We start from the raw sequence: 22,900 nt of genomic DNA, 5'->3' as shown, positions 1-22,900 counted from the left end.
AGATCCCCGACTTCTTAAAGAAGTCGGGGATCTAAGGGTCAAGTGAGCAATACCAAAGAATTTGCTAAACTCTAAATCATCATCAGGAATAAGTGTGATGTTTCAAGCCTTACCAAAAACGATCGCTTTTGAAGAATTCCTCAATTGGAAGCCAGACGGCGGACGCTATGAACTACACGATGGGGTAATTGTTGAAATGCAGCCAGTGGGAGATCATGAAGAGATTAATGGTTTTTTAGCCGGCGAAGTAACTTTGGAGTTTAAGCGATTAAAACTCCCATACCTCATACCCAAGCAAGCACTAGTTAAGATTCCTGACAAAGAATCAGGTTATTCGCCCGATGTAATAGTGATAAATCAAAATAATCTTTCAGCAGAACCGATGTGGAAAAAGTCTTCAACGGTTACTCAAGCTGCGTCGGTTCCCCTAGTTATTGAAGTCGTCAGCACTAATTGGAGGGATGATTATGCACACAAGCTGGTTGACTACGAAACTTTTGGCGTTCCTGAATACTGGATTGTTGACTATTTAGCTTTGGGCGGTAGAAGGTATATAGGTAATCCCAAACAACCGACTGTTTCCGTTTACTATTTAGTGGATGGTGAGTATCAAGTTAATCTGTTTCGGGGAAATGACCGCATCATATCCCCTACATTCCCAGAACTAAACTTGACCGCCGAACAGATTTTTCAAGCTGGGCGATGCCTGGGGCGGGCTTCGCCTACGCAAAATCAATTATGAACGCAGTGCTGACACTCCCATAGGGCCACGAGTCACACCCAGTTGATTTTGCAACTTCAACTCGCGCCAAAGTTGTGAACCTGTAATCTCACCTTGCAATAATTGACTATAAAAATGTATTGTTTTACTCACTTGCTCTGGTGTTTCATTCACAAACTCGATGCGAAAGTGACGTAATTCCAGTTCTATAAGACGCTGTACGTACTCGGCTCCCGTTTGAGCAGTGCCGTTAAATACAGTATTGCGGCAACCTATATCTGCTTTGAGAACGTGTTCAGTCCCCACACGGTCTTTTAATTTCACTTCCTGCTTTTCACAAGGTCGTCCACAGTTGGTGTAATCTGTACCCGTCGAGAGAAAGGCACAAAAAACACAATGCTCCATGTGAAACATCGGTATATGCTGATGGATTGTCACCTCAAACCACTGGGGTGGACAACTGGTGAGCAGGTCTTGAAGTTGGGTAATATTCAGGTCGTAGGATGCCGTCAGCCGTTCTAAACCAAAGTGTTGCTGAAAGTAGTCTGCTGTTAAGGGATTAGCAACGTTGAGCGAAAAATCTCCGATACAACGGTCTGCTGCAAAGAATTGCAATTGGTCATAGTTCCGTATCAGATAGCCATCTGCTTCCGAGGCACGGACTTGCTGCAAAATCCAATTTTCCCCAGGTTTTGTAATTCGGGGTGGTGCAACCCAAATTGTGGGAAGTTGGGAGTTAGGAGTTAAAAGTGAAGAATTCTCTGCTTTGTTTTTTTGCTGTTGTTGGCGCACCATTTGCACCGCTTCTTGGTAGGCGCGGGGGTCTTCAAATTCACAGTAAAGTGTTTGGATTCCCGCTTTGAGGGCGGCTTGCAGTTGCTTGAGATTTCGTACTAGGACGATGAGTGAAGAGGATGTAGCTTTAGCTTCCCGCAGGGTGGGAGATGAGGGGAGTAAGTTTTGGAAAGAGACATCAGAATGTAATTGCCAGCGTTTGGGTTGACTTCGCAATTCTTCCAACTGCGCTACGATTTCCCGCCGCATCCGGTTCAATTCACTGACGGGTAGCATAATAGCGCCACTGAGGTGGTTGGTTAGCGTTCCCAAACAGAAAGGGGTGTTACCGAGACGACCGAATTGTTCTTGTAAACGGTCTGTATCTAGGGGTTTGGTGTGCGCTTCCACCAGAGAAATTGTAGACTCTACTTGGACAATATTACCGAGTTGATCGCGGGCGATCGCAATCAACGCCTGACCAATTTCTCCATAAACCTCCAAGTCAATCGGACGTTGAAATTGGGGATTCTCGCCAGCAAAACTCTGACGCACTTGCTTATCGAGTTCTGGATCACTGGTTTTCCAAATGCGATCGCCTATATGCACTCGGCGCAGATTCAAGTCATTTCGCCCAAATGTCAGCATGGTTTCTTTACCTTTGGACACCACAGCATAAACCCGGCCGCCTTCTTCCTTCGCCTCTGGATGACCGCAGTCAAATACAATTCCATCTCCTGGTTTTACAGGTGCTTCCAGTTTGACTGTTACCTGTTCATTGTGAATGCGGCTGACTTCACCTAAATAAACTCCACGTTTTTTACCAAAGCGGGCGTGAACTAGTTCCTGATTATTAATCCCGCCAAACCAACCCGTGTAGAGTCCGCGAGAAAATGCCATTTCTAGATTGTAGTGTTCTTGATCTGATTGACCTCTCCCCCAGCCCCTCTCCGAAACGGAGAGGGGAACCTTTGTTCCCCCTTCCCTCGTAGGGAAGGGGGTTAGGGGGTTAGGTCTTTCCAATTGCGTCATCACGCCATCCAAAGCTTGCCGATAAACACGGGTGACATTAGCAACATACTCTGGGGCTTTCAAACGACCTTCAATCTTGAGACAAGTTACTCCTGATTTCACCAAATCTGGCAAAACATCCAACCCTGCTAAGTCTTGAGGACTAAGTAAATATTTGCGTTCTTTTAAATTTACAACTTCCCCATCAGCAATTAAATCATAGGGCATTCGGCAAGCTTGGGCACATTCACCTCGGTTTGCAGAACGTCCGCCTAAAGCCTCGCTAGTCAAACACTGACCAGAATACGCTACGCACAAAGCACCGTGAACAAAAACTTCCAAAGGTAGCGAAGTTTCTTGTAAGGCAATTTGCTGCTGAATTTTATTGATTTCCTGAAGAGAACATTCACGCGCCAGCACTACCAATTGACAGCCGAGGGACTTGGCAAATTCCACTCCAGCCGCACTGGTGATGGTCATTTGGGTGGAAGCATGAATGGGAAAATCGGGCGACAGGTGACGGATTAGACGGCATATACCCACATCCTGGACAATTACCGCATCCACACCTGCTGAAATAATTGTGCGGAGATATTGCTGTGCTTCTGCTAGTTCTTTGGGAAATATTAGTGTGTTGACGGTGACATAACCCTTTACGCCGCGACGGTGGAGGAATGCCATCAATTGGGGTAAGTCTGCCTCAGTAAAATTTTGTGCCCGCATTCTGGCGTTGAAGCGATCCAAACCGAAGTAAATCGCATCTGCCCCATTTTCCACAGCAGCTTTGGCACAGTCCCAGTTACCTGCTGGCGCAAGTAGTTCGGGACGTTGAAGGGAGGGTTGGGAAGGGGAGCGATCGCTTTTCATCAGATTTAGGGGGGGTTAACTAGCACCATAGTGATTTTATCGAAGTTATTGGGGGATGGTGGGAATAGGGGAGCGATCGCTATCTCCTCTATAGCAATTTAATTTCTTTTCAGAGAGGGCAAAACAGGATGTGATGCTCAAAATAAATATTGTGTATATTGTCCTTTAAAAATAACTACCCTGTTTATTAGAGACTAAGTTGATGGTGGAAATTAACTATGTTAAAAGAATCTGAAACTTTAGTGCTATCTGATCATGACAGAGATTTGTTTATGTCAGTAATGCAAAATCCCCCAGAACTGAAAGGAAAACTCAAATTTGCTATTTACAAATATAGACAGAAGTATCACAAGGGATGGAAGACTGATAAAACCTAGATGTGTAAGTTAGGCGATCGCTTTTTATCTAGAAGAAGTGATACACCAAGAATATTGCTGGGAATACTGAGATTAAGTGTATTTTGACAACAACTATGGTTAATCCTTTTACTCAGCGACCAGAACCACATCCGTTTAAGGGAGGAGAGGCTTCGGAATACGAGGTCTTTATAGGTAAAGCAGGTACTTGGTGTACCCGGCATCGTGTGAGTGGAGAGACAATTCAATCTGTTCAACCAGCTAATAATATGTTTAATATTGCTAATTTCGGAATAAATATACTCAATCTTGGTATAGGCATTTATAATGCTGCCCAACTTCACAAGGTTAAAAAGAAATTAGACCAAAATCACGAACAGATTCAGTCATATTTTAACAGTATTCAAAATGTCCTTACTGTTCAACATCGTACTCTTGAGTTATTAGTTAGCAATCAATGTAACTTAGCAAGGCAAATGAATATTCTCCGTGAGGAGATGCGTACAGGTTTTCAAAATGTTGTACAAGAAGTTAAAGATTTAGAAGCTCGTCGATGTAGAGAAGAGTTTGAGACTCGAACCTTCAAATTACTCAAGGCTTATGAACGGTTCACTTATTTACTACCTGAATCACTGGAAGCAGATCAGCTTATTGAAAGAGCTGAAGATTTAGAAGCTTGGCTAAGAAGTCAACTGAATCGTATTGATGCAGGAAAGCCTGAAAGATTACCATTATTAGTAGCTCTTTCTTTCAGCGTCAGAGCTAAAGCTGATGCTTTTGAAGCTAAAGGAGGAAACTATACAGATTTTGCAACTAAAGATATTAGTTTATTAATAAAACAAATTAGTAATGAGGCTGGTGCATTCTCTGAAGGACGCAGTTTATATAGCCTTGGTATAGAAATGCCAGAAATACTTTACCAGTATGCTTTATTGAATCGTAGCCTTCGTAAGGGACGTAATTTACAGAGACAAGTAGACTCTGAAGTGATTTTTTCGGCAGAACAGGTGACTTGGGATGATGGGATGGAAGAATTAAGAGAGCTATTTAATCCTACTAATATTAAAAATCTTGAATATATAAGCGTGAATGAAAGTATAGGTTTACGTACAATGGCAGACTATGATTGGTATATAAATTTCGCAAATGAAGATAGGGTAACATTTAATATTCATTCTTGTGCTTCCATTAAACTTTCTGATATTCTCCGAAAAATTGGTTATCCAGATCCTCTTCCTCAAACAAGTTTTTTTAGAAAAAGTTCACTTAAGACCCTTAAAATCTTTGCTCTACCTGAAAAAATGAAGAATATCTCCCAGCTTATACAAAACGAGTTTGAGTTAGAAAGTTTTCCTAAACTTTGTGGTTTAAATAATTTAGATATACAGAAATAAAGAATGAGCGATCGCTACAGTATGGTAATTCAATGGTCAGATGAGGATAATTGCTACTTAGTACACTTACCGGAATTCCCTTGGCAGCAATTCCACACTCATGGTAAGACTTATGAAGAAGCCGCTAAACATGGACAGGAAGTGATTGAGTCTTTGATTGAATGGTATAAAGAGCAAGGACAACCTTTGCCAGGGCCAATTACTTTTCCTCAAAAACCGTTAAAAGTAGCTTAAATCTTCGCTTTGATTATTTATTAATCAATTTAAACTGTAGGTGTAACAGCAACTGATGATAAAAAATTAATCAGGTTTTGTATTAATGGATGTTGTTGCAATATCTGTATTTCATCATCACTAGCACTAGTTAAGATTTTCTGAATAACTGGCGTATCTTTGCCGAAAACTGCTTCTAAAAATATTTTTGGCTTGCTTTGAGCAAGTTGCCACTCTAAATCAGTAAAGCTACGTTCAGCTAATTTTTCTATCAACTGACGATTTTGTAGTAAGACTATCTCTATTTCTGGAACTGCCAGTAAAACTTTAAAAGGAATACCAGGAGATACTTGACTAAGTAGATAATTTAGTGCGTCTAATTGTTCGCTAACAAGTGAATCATCTTCTGTATCTGCATTTGTCACTAGAGCAACAGGAATTGATCTAGTAGCCAGGATTGTACTCGCTAACGATCGCGCTCCATACTGACCCGAACCATCTACAAATTTAATTTCTTGAATAATAGCTTTTGATAGCAATCGTTTTAAAATTACTATGTCTTGATTTCCTTCTGTAATAATATAAGTTTTGGTCATGTTTTTGCCTCAATCGTAATGTTGTAATCAGGAAGACCATATTCAATACAATATCGATATTTTTTGATTAGCGACCTACTTGTACTTTTATTTTGCAGCGAATAATTAATTTCTTCCCCTCCCCATAAGAGGATAGTTTGGGGTGAAACAAATCTTGCTAGCGTTATAGCAGCTTCCGTAAATCCATTACGACTAAATACACTACCGATAGTTGTTGCTGGTCTGCGTAATAGTTGATTTCTTAGCTTCGCAATTGGTTCAATATTAACCTTTGTACTTGAATCTTTGCATTCTATAATACAAGCTAAAGCTTCTGAATAAACTACTCCATCAATTTGTTCTAATTCATCTCCATCGACTCGTACACTATAAGGCCAGGTTACTTCAGCGCCATCCAGTTCAAAAGCTCGTAAAATTAAATACTCTAATGCTTTACCTGTATCCCAACCAGGTGTATCACCTGACTCAATTTCTGACCATAATTGGATTAAATCATCCCAGTTATATTTTGCAATTTTAGCTTCATACTCCTTACCTGTAGGCATGATTTTGTTTTAATTGTAGTACTGCTGTTCTGTCTTCAGAAAACACATACTGAATAATTTACTTTATTTACTTTACGTTAAATTGTGATGCCTAGTTTGGGCTACGCCTACACACCCTTACCCCAATTGCTCAATATCAGCACTTTCCCCTTCCGACTCAACAGGATCAAACTTAACTTTGTTGTATAAATCCTGTAAGGAAATTTCAAAGGGTACGGTTACAAGTGCGATCGCTTCATCTTCTTCATCATATTCACGAAGCGCCCATTGCTTTTTCCCGGTTTTAGAAAATTGATCTACATGAATCTGTGTTTGATCAATTAATAGATATTCTTGGAAAGTAGAAATAGTTCGGTAAGCCTGAAATTTATCTTCGCGTTCGCATAGCGTCTCCGCAGGAGAATCATACCCTTTCGTTGATTTTGATAAGACCTCAACGATAATCTGTGGATTCAGAATTACATCTTTCCGGTTGTTAAAAAACTCTGGTTCACCTGCCAGAATCATCACATCTGGATAGGTATAGGTAAGCTTTTGGGGTATCCACAGACGAACATCACCCATGAAAACTTCGTAATCTTGCTGGCGAAACGCAAAATTTAAAGCAGCACTTAGATTCAACGAGATTCGATTGTGATTTATTGTTCCACCCGCCATAGGAATTATTTGTCCGTCAATGTATTCACTTTTGTAGTCAGCAGCTTCTTCTAACTCTAAATATTCCTCTGGGGTATAGTATCGCTGTTTTGTGATTTGCATAATTTTATCAGGTAGCAATGTTTAACGATACGGAGCGTCTAGTGACCCATGTTTACCGAACAGGTTAACATGCTTTGATAGAGGTGCTATGTGCTTTGTAGAAAGTGAGTGTAGGCGCAGCCCAACCTAGGCATCGCTATCTCAATTTAAAAGCAACTACTAGCTTCCGTTCCTATTGATAACCTGCTGCTTGTAACAGAAACAACTTGGCATAACGTCCTCCAACCTCTAACAATTCTTCGTGAGTTCCTTGTTCTATAACTTCCCCGTTTTCTATAACTAGGATTTTGTCAGCCATTCGTACCGTTGAGAAGCGATGGGAAATCAAAAGTACCATCTGATTTTGAGTAATAGCGCGAAAATGATTGAAAATCTCAAACTCAGCTTGGGCATCTATTGCTGATGTTGGTTCATCTAACACCAAGATATCTGCTTGCGATCGCATAAAAGCACGAGACAAAGCAATTTTCTGCCACTGTCCCCCAGAAAGTTCCTGTCCTCCCTTAAACCAGCGACCAAGCTGAGTTTGGAAGCTTTGGGGTAATTGGTCAATAAAAGATTGCGCCATCCCTTTTTCAGCAGCAGTTTGCCAACGGGTTTTATTTTCGAGATGTTCTACATCACCGACGCCAATATTCTCACCCACAGTGAACTGGTAGCGGACAAAGTTCTGAAAAATCACACCAATCCGACGCCGCAGCACATCCACATCCCATTCCTGCAAGTCCAAGCCATCTAATAAAATTCGCCCAGAGTCTGGCGTGTAGAGTCGGGTAAGTAGTTTGATTAAGGTAGTCTTACCGGAACCGTTTTCACCCACAATTGCCAGTTTCTCTCTAGGTTTCAAGTGCAGCGAAATATTTGTCAACGCTGGCTTGGAACTTCCTGGATAAGTAAATGATACGTTCTCAAAACGAATACCATCTTGGGGATTTAAACCAATGGTTGCCTTACCCCAAGATTTTGGTACTTCCTCTTCGAGGAAATCATAGAGATTTGATAGATATAGGTTGTCCTCATACATCCCTCCAATAGAAGTAAGGGCATTGGAAAAAGTAGATTGTCCTTGGCGAAATACAGTGAGATACATTGTCATATCTCCCAAAGAAATCCTACCTCGAACTGTTTCTAGCACAATCCAAGCGTATGCTACGTAAAAAGCGCCAGTACTAACTAAACCCAGGAGATATCCCCACACTCCTCGTCGCAGAGTCAAATCACGGTCTTCGCCATAGAGTTGATCGAATAGGTTGCGGTAACGTCCTAGCAGCATCTCTCCTAGTTGGTAGAGTTTGACTTCTGTGACAAAATCTTCTCTTGCTAGCAGATTTTCTAAATAGTGCTGTTGACGAGTTTCTGCTGCCCGCCAACTAAATAAGCGAAAGCCTTCTCCAGCAAACTTTGTTTCGGCAATAAATACAGGTATGGCGGCCAAAATTAGCATTAGCACCGCCCAAACTGAGAAATTTACTAGCAAAATACCGTAGGTGAACAGGGAAAGAGCATTTTGCACTAATCCAAAGGTGCGGTTCACTAAGGAAAGGGGACGAACTGATGCTTCTCGTCGGGCATTGGTCAATTTATCATAGAATTCTGAATCTTCAAACTGCCTGAGATCGAGTGTCAGCGCCTTTTCTAAGATGAGTACATTTACCCGTTGACCCAGTAGTGCCCGCAATAACGATTGACAAATGATGATTCCCCGTTGACCACCTGCTAGTAAAATTACAGCGAGCGCTTCTAATCCTACATAAAATAGGGAAGGATAAATATTGACAAAACCATTGTTTTGTGAATTAACTTGAGAGGCAAATACCACTGCATCAACGATTAATTTACTGATGTAGGATATCGCCGCCGGTAAAAGACCGGCCACTAAAGTTAAACTCGCCAGCAGAATGGTGAGCGATCGGCTAGTAGTCCATACTAGGCTGACAGCCCGTCCACTGTAGCGGAAAACCGTCAGTGATTGGCGCAGTATATTTCTTTTTTTTTAATCTTCATCTTTTTTTGGACGAGATACCCCAGCTTGGGCGGATCTTCCTGACTCTATTAAATCTTTATTAATTTTACATTTTTATCAGAATGTTGGCTGAAAACCCCGAAGTTAAAACCTAAAAACTAGTTGTTATTCCGTAGGCTAACGCACCAGGATTGTGGACTTTAAGCAAGTGCGATCGCAGTCTAACAACGCCCATGCACACCGACCGTCGAGAAGGTATCTGTTGGAATTCAAAGGTTATCTGCGGCGGGTGATGGGCACCGTTATACGTCGTTATACATATAGCTCCAGAGGGTGCAATTGCACAGATCAAAGTAGGGCGATCGCCTATTGCCGTAGGCTGGGTTGACAACAGGAAACCCAGCATCACTTTTCTCTGGCAGTACTAACCAGAAGCCAGATTGCACTTTAAGCTGCAACCGTCGATGCGATCGCAAGGCTAAAATGAGAAGGCGATCGCTTCCTTTCACCATCCCTCAGACGAGGAGATTCTCAAATGCCATTAGCTGAACTCATGTCACAAATCCAGGAACTTCCAAAAATTGACAAGCTTCGGCTAATGCAGTTCCTTGCCACAGAACTGGTCAAAGAAGAAGATGCAAACTTCTTTGTTGCGAACCGGGAGTATCCAGTCTGGTCGCCGTACAATTGTTCTGAGGCTGCCAATGTCTTGATGAATCTTCTGGCGACAAAGCAGCAAGAAAAGAATGGTTGACACTCAAAAATTTCCCTACAAAATCATTGATAGTAGCCTTGGCATGGTTGATCAAATGCCATACATACCTTTGAGGCTCAGTCTTAATGGTCAATCTCTGAACACTGAAGGGACTAATGTCCATAACGCACCCTACCAGACTCAAGCCAATGTGCATGAGGTTTTCCGACTTGTGTTTACACAGTAAGTCTTTTGACCTGAGAGTGTCAACCCCACAACCTCCGACCTGCTTTCCCATTTAATCTTTGGTGAGCATCTTCCAACAAAGCTGGAATATCTAACTTTTCTGGACACCGAGGCAAACAGTCACCGCATTCTGTACACCGATTGCCTTTCATTCCAGGGAACCAATGACCAGCATTTTCAAACATTCCGTAACGATATTGCCCATAGTCTGTCATATCGTATGCCACTGCAAGATTACGTAACCGCAATACCTCAGGAATATTGATATTTTCTGGACAGGGTAAACAAGCATAACACTGGCTACACTTATCAGTTTTTAAAGCAACTTTTTGGTGATTTTCTAAACGTTGAAAAGCAGAAAATTCTCCTGATTTTAGTTCTCCATCATGGTCATTGAATTGTAAAGGTTCTCTCAATTCATCTGGGTTTGCTGGCCCTATACTCAAAGTAGCAATACGGTTGTCTGCAAGTAAAAATCTATAGTTTAACTCTAAGGGTGAATACGGGTAACACAGGTCTTTTAGAGTTTGGGGTGGTGTGTAGAGGCGTCCCCCCTTGTCAGCAGGGGAAATGATGAAAATGCCCATGTCTTTCTCGGCAGCTAGTTGGATCGCTGGTGCGTGCCGTTGAAAAAAATAGTAATAATGCAGATTGACAAATTCAAAAAAATCTGTATTTATTGCTGCCTGAATTACCTCTAATGACCCGTGGCTGGAAAAACCAACGTGTCGCACTCGACCATCACCAACAGCTTCTTCTACGGCTTGCATACAGCCATTTTTGGCTTGCACCCACTCTAAATGTTGCCAAGTGTTCAAGCCATGAACTCCCAAGCAATCCAAATAATCTAGCTGTAATCGTTCTAGAGATTCGTCGATGCACCGACGCATGGTGTCAGCATCTGCTATGGCTGAGATTTTAGTAGTAACATAAAGCTTCGTTCGGGGTAGTGACAAACCAGCTTTGAGCGCCCTACCGAGATACTCCTCGCTTTTGCCATAACCTCTGGCAGTTTCTAGATGATTAATTCCTAACGCTAAGGCTTGTTCGATTGTCTGGTGGGCATTTTCAAAATCAGCCAAGTAGCGCATTGTTCCCAGAGAAAAAACCGAGAGGTGCAGATTCGTTTTTCCAAAGCGTCGGTATTGCATCTTTAACAAAGAGTTAGGAGCCGATTCAATTTTAGATTTTCACTTCAATCCCTTCTCCCAAGGGGAGACGCTGCGCGAACGGGTGACGCTCAAAGACTCGCTCTAAGCGTTGGCGCAGCCTCTCGTAGAGAAGCCATGCCGTAGGCTTTACGCTGCGCTAACAGCAGTCACTCATGGGGGAAACCACGCCAGATGCTTCAAGTCGGCAGAGCCGCCCAACGCACTGGCTCCCCAAGACCGTGCTGCTTCACCAAAATCCAAAATTCAAAATCTAAAATTGCCTAGCTGTCGTCATTACCAAAGCGCTTGATCAAATCTTCAGGACGGAGATTGGAAATAAATTCGCGGAAGGCTTGCTGTTCGGCTTCATCTGCATCGCGGTCAACAGGGATAGAAGCATCGGCAATTACTTCTTCCATTACCCAAATGGGAGTATTTGTACGGAGGGCAATGGCGATCGCATCACTAGGACGCGCGTCAATTTCTTTTTTGACCTCGCCTTGCTGGACAATTAAGGCTGCATAAAATGTATCCTTTTGCAGGGAATGAATGATCACCTTTTCTAGAGTCATATTCCAAGTCTCTAGAATATTCACAATCAGGTCGTGGGTTAAGGGTCTGGGAGGCTTCTGATTTTCCAGCGCACCCATAATTGCCCTAGCCTGTTCCTGACCGATGTAAATTGGCAAAGCCCGCCGATCTGAAGAATCTTTCAAAAGGACGATCGGGCTGCGGGTTATGGCATCTAATGCTATGCCAGCGACTTTCATTTCAATCATTGCCTAAGCCTCTACAATGCTTCGAGAGCCTTGGATGCTGTGTAACAAATAGTACCCATTATTAGGCGGTTTGGCGACAGTAATAAACATAAGCATTCGTTCTCTATAATTGCTTCTATTAAACTCCGAACTTGTGGTGAAAACCAGAGTAAGTCAAATTGGTCTTCTTAGACAATAACCTTCTTACCCAAGTATGCCCTGTGAAGGATGCTAATGTGTTAATATTCCTATACGAAAAAAAGTCAGAAAATATACTTGAATGTTGGAGATTTCTGTGAGAATTACCAATTGATTTCAAGCAAAAATAGGCAATAACTAGAGTTAGTTTGACAAAAAAGCCGTGTTTACAGGATTAATCCAGGCATTAGGAACAATGGAACCCTTAGGGGGCGATTCTTGGCAAATTACTTGTGTAAGCCATTCGTGTGAAGTAATTATGCAAGATTTGGCTTATGGTGACAGTGTTGCAGTAGATGGTGTTTGCTTGACAGTAGAAAAAGTTTTAAAAGACGGATTTATTGCCACGGCTTCACCGGAAACTCTCCGCCGTACAACTCTGGGAGGTGAGCAAACGCAACAGAGATATGTCAATTTGGAAGCCTCGCTAAGGGTGGGCAGTAAAGTTGGCGGTCATTTTGTGATGGGTCATGTAGACGGCATTGGTCGATTGCTAGTGGCAGAACAAACAGCTAGTTCTTGGGAAATGACCTTTATTGCATCCGAGGCGATCGCACGGTACATTGTCCCCAAAGGTAGCATAACTGTCAATGGCATCAGCCTCACAGTAGCGTCATATGAGCCAGAACTCTCGCAATTCAAGGTGGCAGTAATTCCCCTCACCTATGCCGAGACAAATCTTCGCTATTTGGTTCCTGGCAGTTTGGTGAATTTAGAAGGGGATATTCTCGGCAAATACGTCGAAAAATTCCTTTATTCTGGCAACTCCCACACCAGAGCTAATGATGAAACTAGTATGGATGGTATTACACCCGCATTCTTAGCAGAACACGGGTATTTGTAATTGGGCATGGGGAATGGGGAATGGGGAATGGGGAATGGGGAATGGGGAATGGGGAATTTACCAATAGTTTTCTTCCCCTGCTCCCCCTGCTCCCCCTGCTCCCCCTGCTCCCTCTGCCCCCTCTGCCCCCTGCTTCTTCTAGCTACCTGGTTTCTGGCTTACCTGAGTAGTTTGTAAGCCTAGTACTAACTGACTGAGACCACTTTGTAAATGCACGCCTGGGTCAGTAGCAACCCACCCCTTTGGTGACAGGTGACGGACTTCAAAGTGCAAGTGAGGGCCTGTGGAGTTGCCGGTACTGCCAACTCGCCCAATCACAGTTCCAGGTTCTACCCACTGACCGGGTTGAACAAAGATTTCTGACATGTGACCGTAAAGAGTTTGTTGAGCCGATTTGTGATTCAGGGTAACGGTTAAACCATAACCACCTAACCAGTTAGCAGTTTCCACTTGACCAGCAGCAGCTGCCAAAACTGGTGTACCCGTAGGCGCACCTATATCTGTACCAGCATGGAAGCGTTGATTACCTGTAATTGGATGAACTCGCCAACCAAATACGGAAGTAATGGAAGCCGGAATAGAAAGGGGATACATCATTCCCGTACCACTATATGCAACTCTCCCCGTGTAGGGGATTTGCGGCAATACTGATGCTAGGGAAAAGTCGTAAGCTACGTTGCTGGGGCGGGGTGCAATGTTGCCATCTGCCATTGGTGGCGGTAAAGTCCCGCCACTGGGTGCGATGGGAGTTGCACTCACTCTTGTGGAGCTGAATTCGCCGGGACTTGGGATAAATCGATTAGGGCGAAATGCGCTCTTGGTGCTACCACTAGAACTACTTTGAGCAGCACGCCATCTGCTAGTGTTGCCAGTACTTGCAACCTGCCGCACGGTTGGAACGTTTGCTAATTGGGCATTTTGACTTCTTTTAAGCCAATTAGGTGCTGTACCATTGGAACCAGCTACACTCCTTTGGGGTGCTTTGGCGCAAATGCCGCCTAATACGCTTTGTCCTGATGGCAAGATAGCTCGACAACCACTGGAACGTTCTGTGAGAATTACGGAATTTGGTGCTTGATAAGTACCTGTAGCACCACTGTCATAACTATTAGGATCAATATAGGCGTTATTATAATCCTTGATTTTACCCGCTGTTGCCCTGACAGTACTGTTGGAGTTATTTGATGGTTGAGCAACTTCTGGGAGTTTCTCAGGTAAAGAGCGGGCAGGGGTATTGGGTTTTGACTGTCTCACGCGTGCAGGAGTAACCTGGGAGGTTTCTACCTGGGGTTTTGACTGTCTGATAATAACAACAGGTTGGGCAGCTTCGATTTTGGGTTTAGACTGCCTAACTGGCTGTTTTGATTGAGCAACTTCTGGCTTTGCTAATCTCTTTCTGAGTCTGGCTCGCCGTTGAGAAAATTCCGGTTGCGCTGGCGCTTCGGGCGCAACAGTCTGCTTTTTAACTGGATTTGTAAATGTTGTTGGTTGGGAACTTTCAACAGTGGGAACGATATTGTCTATTTGTGTTTCCGTTTGGGCAAACACAAAGCCGCCGCTAAGGAGGCTGACGCTACTCAGCCAACAGAGGCTCTGAGCTGGTAGCGTAGAGGCAAAACGTTTTTTTGTTAGACCTTGTTGCCATAAGTAATGCAAACGATGATGGGCAGAATTATTGCGCTGCGTCATTTGTTCTCTCAGTTGTGTGTAATTAGCCTAAAGAGATGATGCTAGTGGTTTGTCTTGCCCAAAGAGCGAAATTTTGAACAAACCTCAAATTTAAACGGAAGATTTATGGTACCCCAAACTGATTGTACCGGGTTCAATATAAATTTCCGGTGTAATTAGTTCCTTTGTATGATCTCTTCCTAAATCAACTCGTAAATTTCCTTGAGGAGTCACCCCAACTACAGTACCTGAAATATTATTGACGTATACCCGATCACCCATGTTTGTAAGCAAATCTAGATAGCGAGACAACAGTACCTTTACTCCTTCTTGGCAAAGGCACTCTATACCGGATTCTATTCCCAGCAGCACTATAGAGGTTAGCATTTCCAGACAAGTAATGGGTCTGAAATCTTGGGAAGTTTGCCACGATTCCAGATTGATTCCAGTTTCTGGTACTGAGTTTGTCCAGTTAATACCAACACCAATTACTGCTTGGGTGATTTGTCCTTTGTTTACTTTGGTTTCTGTCAAAATGCCGCCTAGTTTGCGACCATTTAAAACTAAATCGTTGGGCCATTTTATCCCAACATCAACACCGCGCTGGCGTAATTGAGACGCAATTCCCCAAGCAGTAGCGAAAGTTAGCTGGTAGCTGTCAGTAGCATCTATTTTGTGGTCGAAAGAAATCCCCACGGAAAGATATAATCCGCCAACAGGAGAAATCCACTGGCGTCCCCATTGTCCCCGCCCAGCAGATTGCTCAGTTGCGGTTACTACTGTCCCTGAAATAGCCCCTTGTTTGAGTAAGTTCCAGAGGGTTTGATTTGTTGAAGAGACGCTCTCAAAAAAGTGGAGGGAAAATGGTAAATATGTATACTTACGCCCTGCTTTCAAGGCTGCTTCCAAGTTTTGCAAATTAAATCCCACAGCAATTGATCCAAATTCCGTTGTTCAAGTTAGCATTGATTGGCTGATGAGTGATTTCTGTTTAGGTTTGGTTGAAGATGCACACTTGGCACTGGCGCAATTGGGAAGGACTGCCTTATCTAACTTGTAGTATTCTGGAACGTTGGCATCACGGCTTCTTTACCCAACAGTTTTGGCCGCGATCGCCACAAGTTATCACAGAAGTATTGCAACCAGAGGCATCAGTCTATCGCTTAAAGCAGGTTCATGGCAATACTGTTCTCACTCCCCAAGAAGTTGAGAGCTTCTTAAGCTCTGCTGAAGAGGATTTAGCGTCGGGGGATGGTTTAATGAGCCAGCAGCCTCTACAAGCTGTTTGGGTAGCTAGTGCAGATTGTACACCCGTGCTGATTGGGGATGTGAAAACTGGACGGGTGGCAGCACTACACGCGGGTTGGCGGGGGACTGCTAAAAAGATTGTTCCCTTAGCGATCGCTCGACTACAATCTCAAGGCAGCACACTCGATGATTTGAGAATTGCGATGGGCCCAGCGATCGCTGGTGAGGTTTATCAAGTCTCTATGGAGGTGGCTGCCGAAATTGGGGCTAGTATTATACCACATGATGACGAAGAAAAAATTCTAAGTGCATTATATGAGCTACCCAATTCACCTTTACTAGAAGATCCCAATCCTGGAAAGGTACGGGTGGATGTGCGGCGAGTGAATACCTTACAACTGGAAAATATGGGGATTAGTGCAGAACAAATTGCGATCGCACCTTATTGTACTTTCCAAACTCCAGAGCATTTCTTTTCTTACCGCCGGGAGAAAGAGAAAAAAGTTCAATGGTCAGGAATTGTTAGCAGCAAAACAAGTCAAAATAATTCGTAATTTATAATTCGTAATTCGTAATTATTAGCCCACGACTTTAGGGATTTAGTAATTCTAAACCACTACAGGGCTAGAAATAATTATGCTACGTGTTTTTATATCTCCATTATTGATATTTACCATAATCTGTATATTCTGGAAAATTCTTTAATCTACTTTTAGAGTATCCTGTATTCCCCAAGTGTTTACTTAGGTTCAAATTTCATCACCTGTTTTTGATGAAGAGAACTAATTGCTAAAACTAAAATACTTAGGGTAATTCCTAAAATTGCATAACTCGGTAGGGCGAAGATAGTTATTTTCATAAAGTATGGCAATTCTCCTGCTTTCACGTTCCAGCGGTTTGCTAGAGAGCCGATGAGCCAACCATGAATAACTGCTGTTTGTACTGCAAGACAGCAAACACCTACTAACCAAACAAAGAATCTTTTCCGAGAAAATTTACAATACCTGATCTGATACAGCAAATCATTTAGCAAAAAAACAACAGCAGGTATTAACATCACAGAGCTAGTATCCTGCGAATAGTTTATGGCAATACTCAAGCACGAAATCAGTACCATTTCTGCTAAATATATTTTTTTTGACCAGTCGGTGAGAGATTGTTGTAAATACCAATACCAACCCGCCAAAACAAGAATTATCAGAACAATTAAATTTGACAAAAGCTTGGCAAAGAATGGGTTAGTGGGAAGTAATCTCGGCCCCACAACCATCAAATCAAGACGACTGATCGATATATAAGGGCTAACTGCGGGATCGTTTTGCCAGAGAGAAAATCCACGAGCAGCATCCGACATGAATTGTGTTAAAGAATTGCCTGTCAAGGCTAGACCTAAAAATGCTAGAGAAGCTACTGTGATAACAGATACGAAAACTAGAGAAAATCGTCTTTTGAGTAGAAAATACAGAACGAATAATGCAGCTAATGTTGGTTTACAAAGGGCAAGTCCCAAGCAAATTCCTGCTGGAATATCTTGATTTTTTCTAGCGAAGATAAACATCCATAAGATAAGAACTGCAATAAAAATTGCAATATTACCAACTTGAAAATCGCGAACTAAGCCATAAATCAAGGCAACCGATATTGTGCAAATAGTTCTCAACGCTGGCGACTTCGACTCCAGCAGGATATTTGCTCCCCATAAGGCTAAACCGATTGCTAATATATGCATTACAATCGATATTTTAAATGCAGTATTGATCGAAAAATAACCGAGAAACCAGATCAGAGGAATAAAATTAGGGGGATAAACAAACGGTGGAATAAATCCACACACCTGAGTTAGGGTACAGAAACTTTGATTAAAAATCTCAACATTAAAAGGACTCAAATGCTGATGAGCCAATTTACTCGCCACATAATACCACTTAAAATCCCATAAAGGTGGATTTGGTTGATTTAAGAAATAAACTAGCCAGCCTGTATAGCAAAGGAATCTTGTAACGACTAATACAACACCTGCTTTAACAATAAAGTTAACAATTGGTTGTTGAAAAAATTGTATCAAACGTTGAATCGTTGAAGATTTTAAGAATAAAGAATTTTTCCAAGCTGCTTTTTCATCATCTAATCGCCAATTATTGTTGAGAACCAAAGCAACTAAAATTACTATAATTAGGTTCCAAAAACCAAAGTTTATCATCAGAATGATCTCAGTAATTATTTCTGCATTTCGTAAATAATATCGCTGAAGTCAATCTTGACAATAGATAGTTAGGTATTTTCAGAGCCACTTCACAAAATTTTGACAATTACTCTCTAGTATTTTCATAATTACTTCACAAAATTTTGAAAATTACTCCCTTTTTGCTAGAAGATTATTAAATAAGACGTTACAGCACCGGACTATTTATGATGAAAGAATGATAAAAGCCTGAAGAGAGGTATTTATGTAGATGCACAATATGGTTCTTTTGTACAGATGTAAATCTTAGAGTTTTTGCATTTTCTTCGCTCTACATTTTTTGGTGTTACTTATTAAATAAAGCGTGACTCAACAACTCGCGGTGCATTAATGCTCTATCTACTAAAGATTGTATTTGCTCTGGTGATAACGGATCGCCATTAGCGTAATGCTCCATCCAAGTCAGACTAATCAAGTTGGGGTCATCTGGTAAACTAGCTAAATCCCATCCGGGCATTTCCAAGTCTTCCATGAGACGATTTACTTTAGGGTCATAACTGAGGGCAAAACAGCGACAACCTTCAGCAGCAGCCATAATCAAGCTGTGTAGGCGCATCCCAATTGCCATTTCCACGCCGCGAAACACACCTTTCAAAAGTTGCGGATCTTCCAAACATAAAATCTTGCTGACATCTTTAAGGTGTGGTTGAATAGCTTCGGCAATACTTAAATCTTCACTTTTTTGAAATGGCAGTAGTAAAATAAAAGCTTGCGTAGCTTTTTGAAAGTCAACTAAAGCACGAGTTAAATTTGCTAGGCGTGTTTCTGTAAGCTGAGGATGCGATCGCAACGTTACCGCAACTCTCGGCGCAGGTAAATCCCAAAGTCCCGGTACTGGTTTCGATTCCAACGCCCAAACCGGGTCAGGAGCTATAATACAAGGAATTTGCCAATCAGATAATAAAGCAGCACTGGCGCGATCGCGGACACTGATTTTGGTACAATTACCAAAGGTTTGCCTTGCCAGCCAACGAGTTTGCGGACGCACTAACGGGCCAATACCCTGTGCCCAAGCAACAGTTTTCAAACCCATTTTCTGCGCCAATGCCATCAGTCCGCCATAATAAAATGGGCTGATAGTACTGGTAACATCCTGAATAAGACTCCCGCCGCCCCAAATCAAGGCATCACTTGAGCGCAAAGCTTGGATTACAGCTAAGGGAGCCATGCGATCGTAGCTTTCTACATTGTAGCGATCGCGTGTTTCCTCTGGATTCCCCGAAAGCACCACAGGCGTTACGTGAGATGGTAACATTTGCAAAAGCGTTGCCAACAAAGCTTCGTCACCACCGTTACCTTTACCGTAATATCCAGACAATAACGCCCGCATCTTTGCCATTTTAGATTTTGGATGAAAGGATTTAGATTTTAGATTATCAATTTTTCTCTCAAAAATTGCTCAAATGTCCGCCATCCTACCAACTAAAGATAAATTTTCTTGTGGGAAGATGATCTTATAGAAAGACAGAGAACTAAATTACTTTTGACTTTTAACTTTTAACTTTTGACTTGTTATGCACGCCCTATCGATTCCCACCTGGATTATTCATGTTTCTAGCGTTATTGAGTGGATTGTCGCCATTTGGTTAATTTGGACTTACGGCGAACTCACTAATAACCGCAATTGGTGGGGATTATCCCTTGCCATGTTACCAGCTTTGGTCAGCGCCATGTGTGCCTGTACCTGGCATTATTTCGACAACGCCGAATCTCTAGAATGGTTGGTAACGCTTCAAGCTACCATGACCTTAGTTGGTAATTTTACGCTTTGGGCAGCAGCGTATTTGATTTGGCGTTCTACTAAGTCTGTTAACACTGTTGAACCAAAACCTATCAAATCAGAGCAATGATCTCTAAAGAAACCCTGTTTGCACTTTCACTGTTTCCCTATTTGGGTTTCTTGTGGTTTATCAGCCGCAGTCCGCAAATGCCGCGTATAGCGCTGTATGGATTTTATGGCACCCTCGTCTTTGTTGCCATCACTATCCCAGCCGGAATTTATGCTGTATTACATTATGGCAAATCTTTGGCAGATGTGGATTGGTTGCACGGTGGTGCAGAAGTATTTTTGACACTTTCTAATATTTTGCTTGTGCTGGGTTTTGGACAGGCTGTAAGGCAATTAAAAATGAAAAATAGCAACCCCAGCGATAGCTAGGGTTTTGATTGCATTGAGTTATGAGGAAAAAGTAAATGGATGTAATTCCAGCAATTGATTTACTAGAAGGTCGCTGTGTGCGACTGTATCAGGGAGACTACGATCGCTCGCAAGTTTTTAGCGAAAATCCTGCTGATGTTGCCAAACAGTGGGTAGATCAAGGTGCTACTAGATTGCATATAGTTGATTTAGATGGTGCTAAAGCAGGTAAAGTAGTAAATCTGGGGGCAATTGAAGCGATCGCACAAGCGGTGTCAGTGCCCATTGAAATTGGTGGAGGATTGCGCGATCGCACCAGCGTCCAACAAGTATTCAATCTAGGCATACAGTGGGCAATTCTCGGCACCATCGCCGTAGAACAACCCCAGTTAGTGCAAGAACTGTGTGAAGAATTTCCCGAACAAATTATCGTCGGTATTGATGCCCGTAATGGCCGCGTAGCAACTCGCGGTTGGTTAGAAACCTCAGAAGTTTTAGCAACCCAACTGGCTGTACAAATGCAAGAATTGGGCGCAGCCGCCATCATTTACACAGATATCCACCGAGATGGTACGCTTATCGGCCCCAATTTAGAAGCTTTGCGAGAACTTGCAGCAGTAATTTCCATCCCGATAATTGCCTCTGGTGGGGTAAGTTCTGTCACCGATTTGTTGAGTTTGTTAGCGTTAGAACCTCAAGGCGTGACTGGTGTGATTGTCGGACGTGCCTTGTATACTGGGGATATTTTACTCAAAGAAGCATTACGAGCGATCGGGCCTGGCCGGATTCAGGATATTCCACCGAATCTAGATTTTTCTACCTTTGCTTGATATTTTCTGTCATTACTAACATCTTCGCTGAGACACCATGTGTATTTTTGTCTAAATACAGTCTCAGCGTTTTTTTGTACCTTTTTAACCCGTCGATCTCACACATCCTTCATACTTAAACTTTATACCTGAATCTTTACAAAATAACTAGCAATGCTTGAAAAAAATAACTTGAAAAAAATACGTAAATATTTTAAAGAAACTGGTGTAAAATTTGTGCGAGTTCTTTGGTGCGATAATGCTAACATTATCCGTGGCAAAGCCGTACATGTGGGGATGCTAGCTCACTACTTTGAGCATGGGGTGGGTATTTCCGTAGGGCAGCAGGGAATCCCTGTGATGTATGATGCAGTTGTCCCAGAAACTGGTTTGGGGCCAGTAGGTGAAATTCGCTTAATACCAGATTGGTCTAGCCTAAAGCCTTTACCTTATGCTCCTGGTCATGCTCGTGTCATGGGCAATATGGTACTAGATGATTCTGCTTGGGCATTATGCCCGCGAAATTTCTTGAAGCGGATGATTGCGGCAGCCAAATCTAATGGCTGGGAAGTGCGGGCAGCATTTGAAAATGAGTTTTACTTACTTCGGCAAACACCTGAAGGAATCACTCCTGCCGACTCCACAGTTTTTGCCTCAACTCAGGCAATGGATCTGCACCGAGAAGTAATTGATGCGATCGCTGATGCATTGATTGCTCAAGGCATACCTGTAGAACAATATTATCCAGAATCAGGCCCCGGTCAGCAGGAAATTACCATCCGTTATACTGATGCTTTGCAAGCAGCTGATTGGCAAATTGCTTTTCGAGAAACCGTCAGAGCGATCGCCTACAAGCACAACCTAATCGCTTCATTCTTACCCAAAATCTTCCCGGATGCGGCTGGTAGTGGTTGTCATATTCATCTGAGCCTTTGGCATGGCGAGAAAAATCTGTTACCTGACCCACAGGGAATCTGTGGTCTTTCTGAGATAGCATTACAATTTATTGGTGGCATTCTCCACCATCTGCCGGCAATGATGGCACTAACTACCCCAACTACTAATTCTTACCGCCGCATTCTTCCTCATAGTTGGAGTGGTGCTTTTCGCTGTTGGGGATTAGATAATCGGGAGGCAGCTGTGAGAGTCCCCAGTGATCCTGGTTTGGGCTGTCCTAGCCACTTAGAATTGAAAACTGTGGATGCCTCAGCTAATCCTTACTTAGCAATAGGAGCAGTGATTGCTGCCGGGCTTGATGGTGTGCAGCGTAGTCTAACACCTGGAAACCCGGTGAATCAAGACCCTGGATATTTATCAATTGAAGAACGCAATGCTAATCAAATAGAGCGATTACCAGATAATCTGGGGCAAGCGATCGCTCACCTTCAGCAAGACGATATGCTATTAACAGCTTTAAATCCCCAGTTAGCGAAAGCTTTCTTAGCAGTGCGTCAAGCGGAGTGGCTAGCTATGAAAGATTGGGAATTAACGGCAGAGGTGAAAACCTTGTTAGAGAAATACTAGTAGTCTGCCAGCCCAAAAATGCGCTTGTGGAGATTGGGTAAAGGTAAAAGGGGAAAGGGGAAGCGTACTACTAGTCGTCTGCTAACTCAAAAATGCGCTTGTGAGGGCTGGGGAAAGGGGAAAGGGAAAAGGGTAAGGGATTTAAAACCTTTCCCCCTTCCCCCTTCCCCTTTACCCCGCCA

The 22,900-nt window shown here is 42.7% G+C and carries 24 protein-coding genes; 12 read left to right on the top strand and 12 right to left on the bottom strand.

The genetic code is table 11. The features are described from left to right. Positions 1 to 97: 97 nt before the first annotated feature. Entirely contained in the window at positions 98 to 742 is a 645-nt protein-coding gene (locus VB740_RS25820; protein ID WP_323202716.1) for a Uma2 family endonuclease, read from the top strand. Here VB740_RS25820 and VB740_RS25815 read toward each other — a convergent pair. Beyond that, positions 737 to 3,373: a U32 family peptidase gene (locus VB740_RS25815; RefSeq protein WP_323202715.1), complete on the bottom strand. Its 2,637-nt coding sequence runs from the start codon at positions 3,371 to 3,373 to the stop codon at positions 737 to 739. The two genes, VB740_RS25820 and VB740_RS25815, sit on opposite strands and share 6 nt — an antisense overlap. 218 nt (positions 3,374 to 3,591) lie before the next feature. On the opposite strand from VB740_RS25815, the gene VB740_RS25810 reads away from it, so the two are divergent. The 3 genes from VB740_RS25810 to VB740_RS25800 all read left to right on the top strand — a co-directional run bounded on the left by VB740_RS25810 (position 3,592) and on the right by VB740_RS25800 (position 5,357). Further along, entirely contained in the window at positions 3,592 to 3,750 is a 159-nt protein-coding gene (locus tag VB740_RS25810; RefSeq protein ID WP_323202714.1) for a hypothetical protein, read from the top strand. A gap of 95 nt (positions 3,751 to 3,845) precedes the next feature. Then, positions 3,846 to 5,123, top strand: a complete 1,278-nt coding sequence (locus VB740_RS25805) for a hypothetical protein (protein WP_323202713.1) — start codon at positions 3,846 to 3,848, stop codon at positions 5,121 to 5,123. A 3-nt stretch (positions 5,124 to 5,126) separates the two neighbouring features. Then, positions 5,127 to 5,357 carry a type II toxin-antitoxin system HicB family antitoxin gene (locus VB740_RS25800; RefSeq protein WP_323202712.1) on the top strand — a complete coding sequence of 77 codons (231 nt, stop codon included), beginning with the start codon at positions 5,127 to 5,129 and terminating at the stop codon, positions 5,355 to 5,357. A 29-nt stretch (positions 5,358 to 5,386) separates the two neighbouring features. Here VB740_RS25800 and VB740_RS25795 read toward each other — a convergent pair whose 3' ends face one another. The 5 genes from VB740_RS25795 to VB740_RS25775 form a co-directional block, all read right to left on the bottom strand. Then, entirely contained in the window at positions 5,387 to 5,932 is a 546-nt protein-coding gene (locus VB740_RS25795; protein ID WP_323202711.1) for a hypothetical protein, read from the bottom strand. Then, positions 5,929 to 6,477 carry a restriction endonuclease gene (locus tag VB740_RS25790; RefSeq protein ID WP_323202710.1) on the bottom strand — a complete coding sequence of 183 codons (549 nt, stop codon included), beginning with the start codon at positions 6,475 to 6,477 and terminating at the stop codon, positions 5,929 to 5,931. The genes VB740_RS25795 and VB740_RS25790 overlap by 4 nt, the downstream gene beginning before the upstream one ends. Before the next feature lie 117 nt (positions 6,478 to 6,594). Beyond that, entirely contained in the window at positions 6,595 to 7,236 is a 642-nt protein-coding gene (locus tag VB740_RS25785) for a Uma2 family endonuclease (RefSeq protein WP_323202709.1), read from the bottom strand. 172 nt (positions 7,237 to 7,408) lie between these two features. After that, entirely contained in the window at positions 7,409 to 9,217 is a 1,809-nt protein-coding gene (locus tag VB740_RS25780; protein WP_323202726.1) for an ABC transporter ATP-binding protein, read from the bottom strand. A gap of 284 nt (positions 9,218 to 9,501) precedes the next feature. Then, complete coding sequence (locus tag VB740_RS25775) at positions 9,502 to 9,711, bottom strand: hypothetical protein (protein ID WP_323202708.1); 210 nt, start codon at positions 9,709 to 9,711, stop codon at positions 9,502 to 9,504. A 23-nt stretch (positions 9,712 to 9,734) separates the two neighbouring features. On the opposite strand from VB740_RS25775, the gene VB740_RS25770 reads away from it, so the two are divergent. Together VB740_RS25770 and VB740_RS25765 are read left to right on the top strand one after the other, a co-directional pair. Then, positions 9,735 to 9,953, top strand: coding sequence for a hypothetical protein (locus VB740_RS25770; protein WP_094342777.1), 219 nt, complete (start codon positions 9,735 to 9,737; stop codon positions 9,951 to 9,953). Next, a complete protein-coding gene (locus VB740_RS25765; RefSeq protein ID WP_323202707.1) occupies positions 9,946 to 10,140 on the top strand; it encodes a hypothetical protein in 195 nt (64 codons plus the stop codon). The genes VB740_RS25770 and VB740_RS25765 overlap by 8 nt, the downstream gene beginning before the upstream one ends. Before the next feature lie 19 nt (positions 10,141 to 10,159). On the opposite strand, the gene VB740_RS25760 is transcribed toward VB740_RS25765, so the two are convergent. Together VB740_RS25760 and VB740_RS25755 are read right to left on the bottom strand one after the other, a co-directional pair. Continuing rightward, positions 10,160 to 11,290: an aldo/keto reductase gene (locus tag VB740_RS25760; protein ID WP_323202706.1), complete on the bottom strand. Its 1,131-nt coding sequence runs from the start codon at positions 11,288 to 11,290 to the stop codon at positions 10,160 to 10,162. Between the two features lie 281 nt (positions 11,291 to 11,571). Further along, the gene (locus VB740_RS25755; RefSeq protein ID WP_190730096.1) at positions 11,572 to 12,069 is read right to left on the bottom strand and encodes a bifunctional nuclease family protein; all 498 of its coding nucleotides are present in this window, start codon (positions 12,067 to 12,069) and stop codon (positions 11,572 to 11,574) included. A 340-nt stretch (positions 12,070 to 12,409) separates the two neighbouring features. Between VB740_RS25755 and VB740_RS25750 the strand changes: the two genes are divergently transcribed. Further along, on the top strand, positions 12,410 to 13,090 hold the full coding sequence (locus VB740_RS25750; RefSeq protein WP_323202705.1) for a riboflavin synthase: 681 nt from the start codon (positions 12,410 to 12,412) through the stop codon (positions 13,088 to 13,090). A 138-nt stretch (positions 13,091 to 13,228) separates the two neighbouring features. Here VB740_RS25750 and VB740_RS25745 read toward each other — a convergent pair whose 3' ends face one another. Both VB740_RS25745 and VB740_RS25740 read right to left on the bottom strand, forming a co-directional pair. Further along, complete coding sequence (locus tag VB740_RS25745; protein ID WP_323202704.1) at positions 13,229 to 14,779, bottom strand: M23 family metallopeptidase; 1,551 nt, start codon at positions 14,777 to 14,779, stop codon at positions 13,229 to 13,231. 90 nt (positions 14,780 to 14,869) lie between these two features. Further along, positions 14,870 to 15,688 carry a biotin--[acetyl-CoA-carboxylase] ligase gene (locus VB740_RS25740; protein WP_323202703.1) on the bottom strand — a complete coding sequence of 273 codons (819 nt, stop codon included), beginning with the start codon at positions 15,686 to 15,688 and terminating at the stop codon, positions 14,870 to 14,872. 77 nt (positions 15,689 to 15,765) lie between these two features. On the opposite strand from VB740_RS25740, the gene pgeF reads away from it, so the two are divergent. Further along, a complete protein-coding gene (gene pgeF / locus VB740_RS25735) occupies positions 15,766 to 16,560 on the top strand; it encodes a peptidoglycan editing factor PgeF (protein WP_323202702.1) in 795 nt (264 codons plus the stop codon). A 185-nt stretch (positions 16,561 to 16,745) separates the two neighbouring features. Here pgeF and VB740_RS25730 read toward each other — a convergent pair whose 3' ends face one another. Both VB740_RS25730 and csaB read right to left on the bottom strand, forming a co-directional pair. Further along, the gene (locus VB740_RS25730; protein WP_323202701.1) at positions 16,746 to 18,206 is read right to left on the bottom strand and encodes a glycosyltransferase family 87 protein; all 1,461 of its coding nucleotides are present in this window, start codon (positions 18,204 to 18,206) and stop codon (positions 16,746 to 16,748) included. A 328-nt stretch (positions 18,207 to 18,534) separates the two neighbouring features. Further along, complete coding sequence (csaB, locus tag VB740_RS25725; RefSeq protein WP_323202725.1) at positions 18,535 to 19,578, bottom strand: polysaccharide pyruvyl transferase CsaB; 1,044 nt, start codon at positions 19,576 to 19,578, stop codon at positions 18,535 to 18,537. 184 nt (positions 19,579 to 19,762) lie between these two features. Between csaB and VB740_RS25720 the strand changes: the two genes are divergently transcribed. From VB740_RS25720 to VB740_RS25705, 4 genes are all read left to right on the top strand, one after another. Beyond that, a complete protein-coding gene (locus VB740_RS25720; RefSeq protein WP_323202700.1) occupies positions 19,763 to 20,098 on the top strand; it encodes a DUF2499 domain-containing protein in 336 nt (111 codons plus the stop codon). Next, positions 20,095 to 20,406, top strand: coding sequence for a DUF3593 domain-containing protein (locus tag VB740_RS25715; protein WP_323202699.1), 312 nt, complete (start codon positions 20,095 to 20,097; stop codon positions 20,404 to 20,406). The genes VB740_RS25720 and VB740_RS25715 overlap by 4 nt, the downstream gene beginning before the upstream one ends. A 35-nt stretch (positions 20,407 to 20,441) precedes the next feature. Further along, the gene (hisA, locus tag VB740_RS25710; protein WP_323202698.1) at positions 20,442 to 21,215 is read left to right on the top strand and encodes a 1-(5-phosphoribosyl)-5-[(5-phosphoribosylamino)methylideneamino]imidazole-4-carboxamide isomerase; all 774 of its coding nucleotides are present in this window, start codon (positions 20,442 to 20,444) and stop codon (positions 21,213 to 21,215) included. 153 nt (positions 21,216 to 21,368) lie between these two features. Next, entirely contained in the window at positions 21,369 to 22,718 is a 1,350-nt protein-coding gene (locus VB740_RS25705) for a glutamine synthetase family protein (RefSeq protein WP_323202697.1), read from the top strand. Positions 22,719 to 22,900 lie beyond the last annotated feature (182 nt).

Source organism: Nostoc sp. UHCC 0251 (assembly GCF_034932245.1).
Lineage (GTDB): Bacteria > Cyanobacteriota > Cyanobacteriia > Cyanobacteriales > Nostocaceae > Nostoc.
Note: the sequence above shows the minus strand (reverse complement) of the source record. Positions and strands in the feature narration are given on the sequence as shown.

Coding starts and splice junctions, on each gene's coding strand:
- VB740_RS25820 (WP_323202716.1), top strand. CDS start 98: ATGTTTCAAGCCTTACCAAAAACGATCGCTTTTGAAGAATTCCTCAAT.
- VB740_RS25815 (WP_323202715.1), bottom strand. CDS start 3,373: ATGAAAAGCGATCGCTCCCCTTCCCAACCCTCCCTTCAACGTCCCGAA.
- VB740_RS25810 (WP_323202714.1), top strand. CDS start 3,592: ATGTTAAAAGAATCTGAAACTTTAGTGCTATCTGATCATGACAGAGAT.
- VB740_RS25805 (WP_323202713.1), top strand. CDS start 3,846: ATGGTTAATCCTTTTACTCAGCGACCAGAACCACATCCGTTTAAGGGA.
- VB740_RS25800 (WP_323202712.1), top strand. CDS start 5,127: ATGAGCGATCGCTACAGTATGGTAATTCAATGGTCAGATGAGGATAAT.
- VB740_RS25795 (WP_323202711.1), bottom strand. CDS start 5,932: ATGACCAAAACTTATATTATTACAGAAGGAAATCAAGACATAGTAATT.
- VB740_RS25790 (WP_323202710.1), bottom strand. CDS start 6,477: ATGCCTACAGGTAAGGAGTATGAAGCTAAAATTGCAAAATATAACTGG.
- VB740_RS25785 (WP_323202709.1), bottom strand. CDS start 7,236: ATGCAAATCACAAAACAGCGATACTATACCCCAGAGGAATATTTAGAG.
- VB740_RS25775 (WP_323202708.1), bottom strand. CDS start 9,711: ATGGTGAAAGGAAGCGATCGCCTTCTCATTTTAGCCTTGCGATCGCAT.
- VB740_RS25770 (WP_094342777.1), top strand. CDS start 9,735: ATGCCATTAGCTGAACTCATGTCACAAATCCAGGAACTTCCAAAAATT.
- VB740_RS25765 (WP_323202707.1), top strand. CDS start 9,946: ATGGTTGACACTCAAAAATTTCCCTACAAAATCATTGATAGTAGCCTT.
- VB740_RS25760 (WP_323202706.1), bottom strand. CDS start 11,290: ATGCAATACCGACGCTTTGGAAAAACGAATCTGCACCTCTCGGTTTTT.
- VB740_RS25755 (WP_190730096.1), bottom strand. CDS start 12,069: ATGATTGAAATGAAAGTCGCTGGCATAGCATTAGATGCCATAACCCGC.
- VB740_RS25745 (WP_323202704.1), bottom strand. CDS start 14,779: ATGACGCAGCGCAATAATTCTGCCCATCATCGTTTGCATTACTTATGG.
- pgeF (WP_323202702.1), top strand. CDS start 15,766: ATGCACACTTGGCACTGGCGCAATTGGGAAGGACTGCCTTATCTAACT.
- VB740_RS25730 (WP_323202701.1), bottom strand. CDS start 18,206: ATGATAAACTTTGGTTTTTGGAACCTAATTATAGTAATTTTAGTTGCT.
- csaB (WP_323202725.1), bottom strand. CDS start 19,578: ATGCGGGCGTTATTGTCTGGATATTACGGTAAAGGTAACGGTGGTGAC.
- VB740_RS25720 (WP_323202700.1), top strand. CDS start 19,763: ATGCACGCCCTATCGATTCCCACCTGGATTATTCATGTTTCTAGCGTT.
- VB740_RS25715 (WP_323202699.1), top strand. CDS start 20,095: ATGATCTCTAAAGAAACCCTGTTTGCACTTTCACTGTTTCCCTATTTG.
- hisA (WP_323202698.1), top strand. CDS start 20,442: ATGGATGTAATTCCAGCAATTGATTTACTAGAAGGTCGCTGTGTGCGA.
- VB740_RS25705 (WP_323202697.1), top strand. CDS start 21,369: ATGCTTGAAAAAAATAACTTGAAAAAAATACGTAAATATTTTAAAGAA.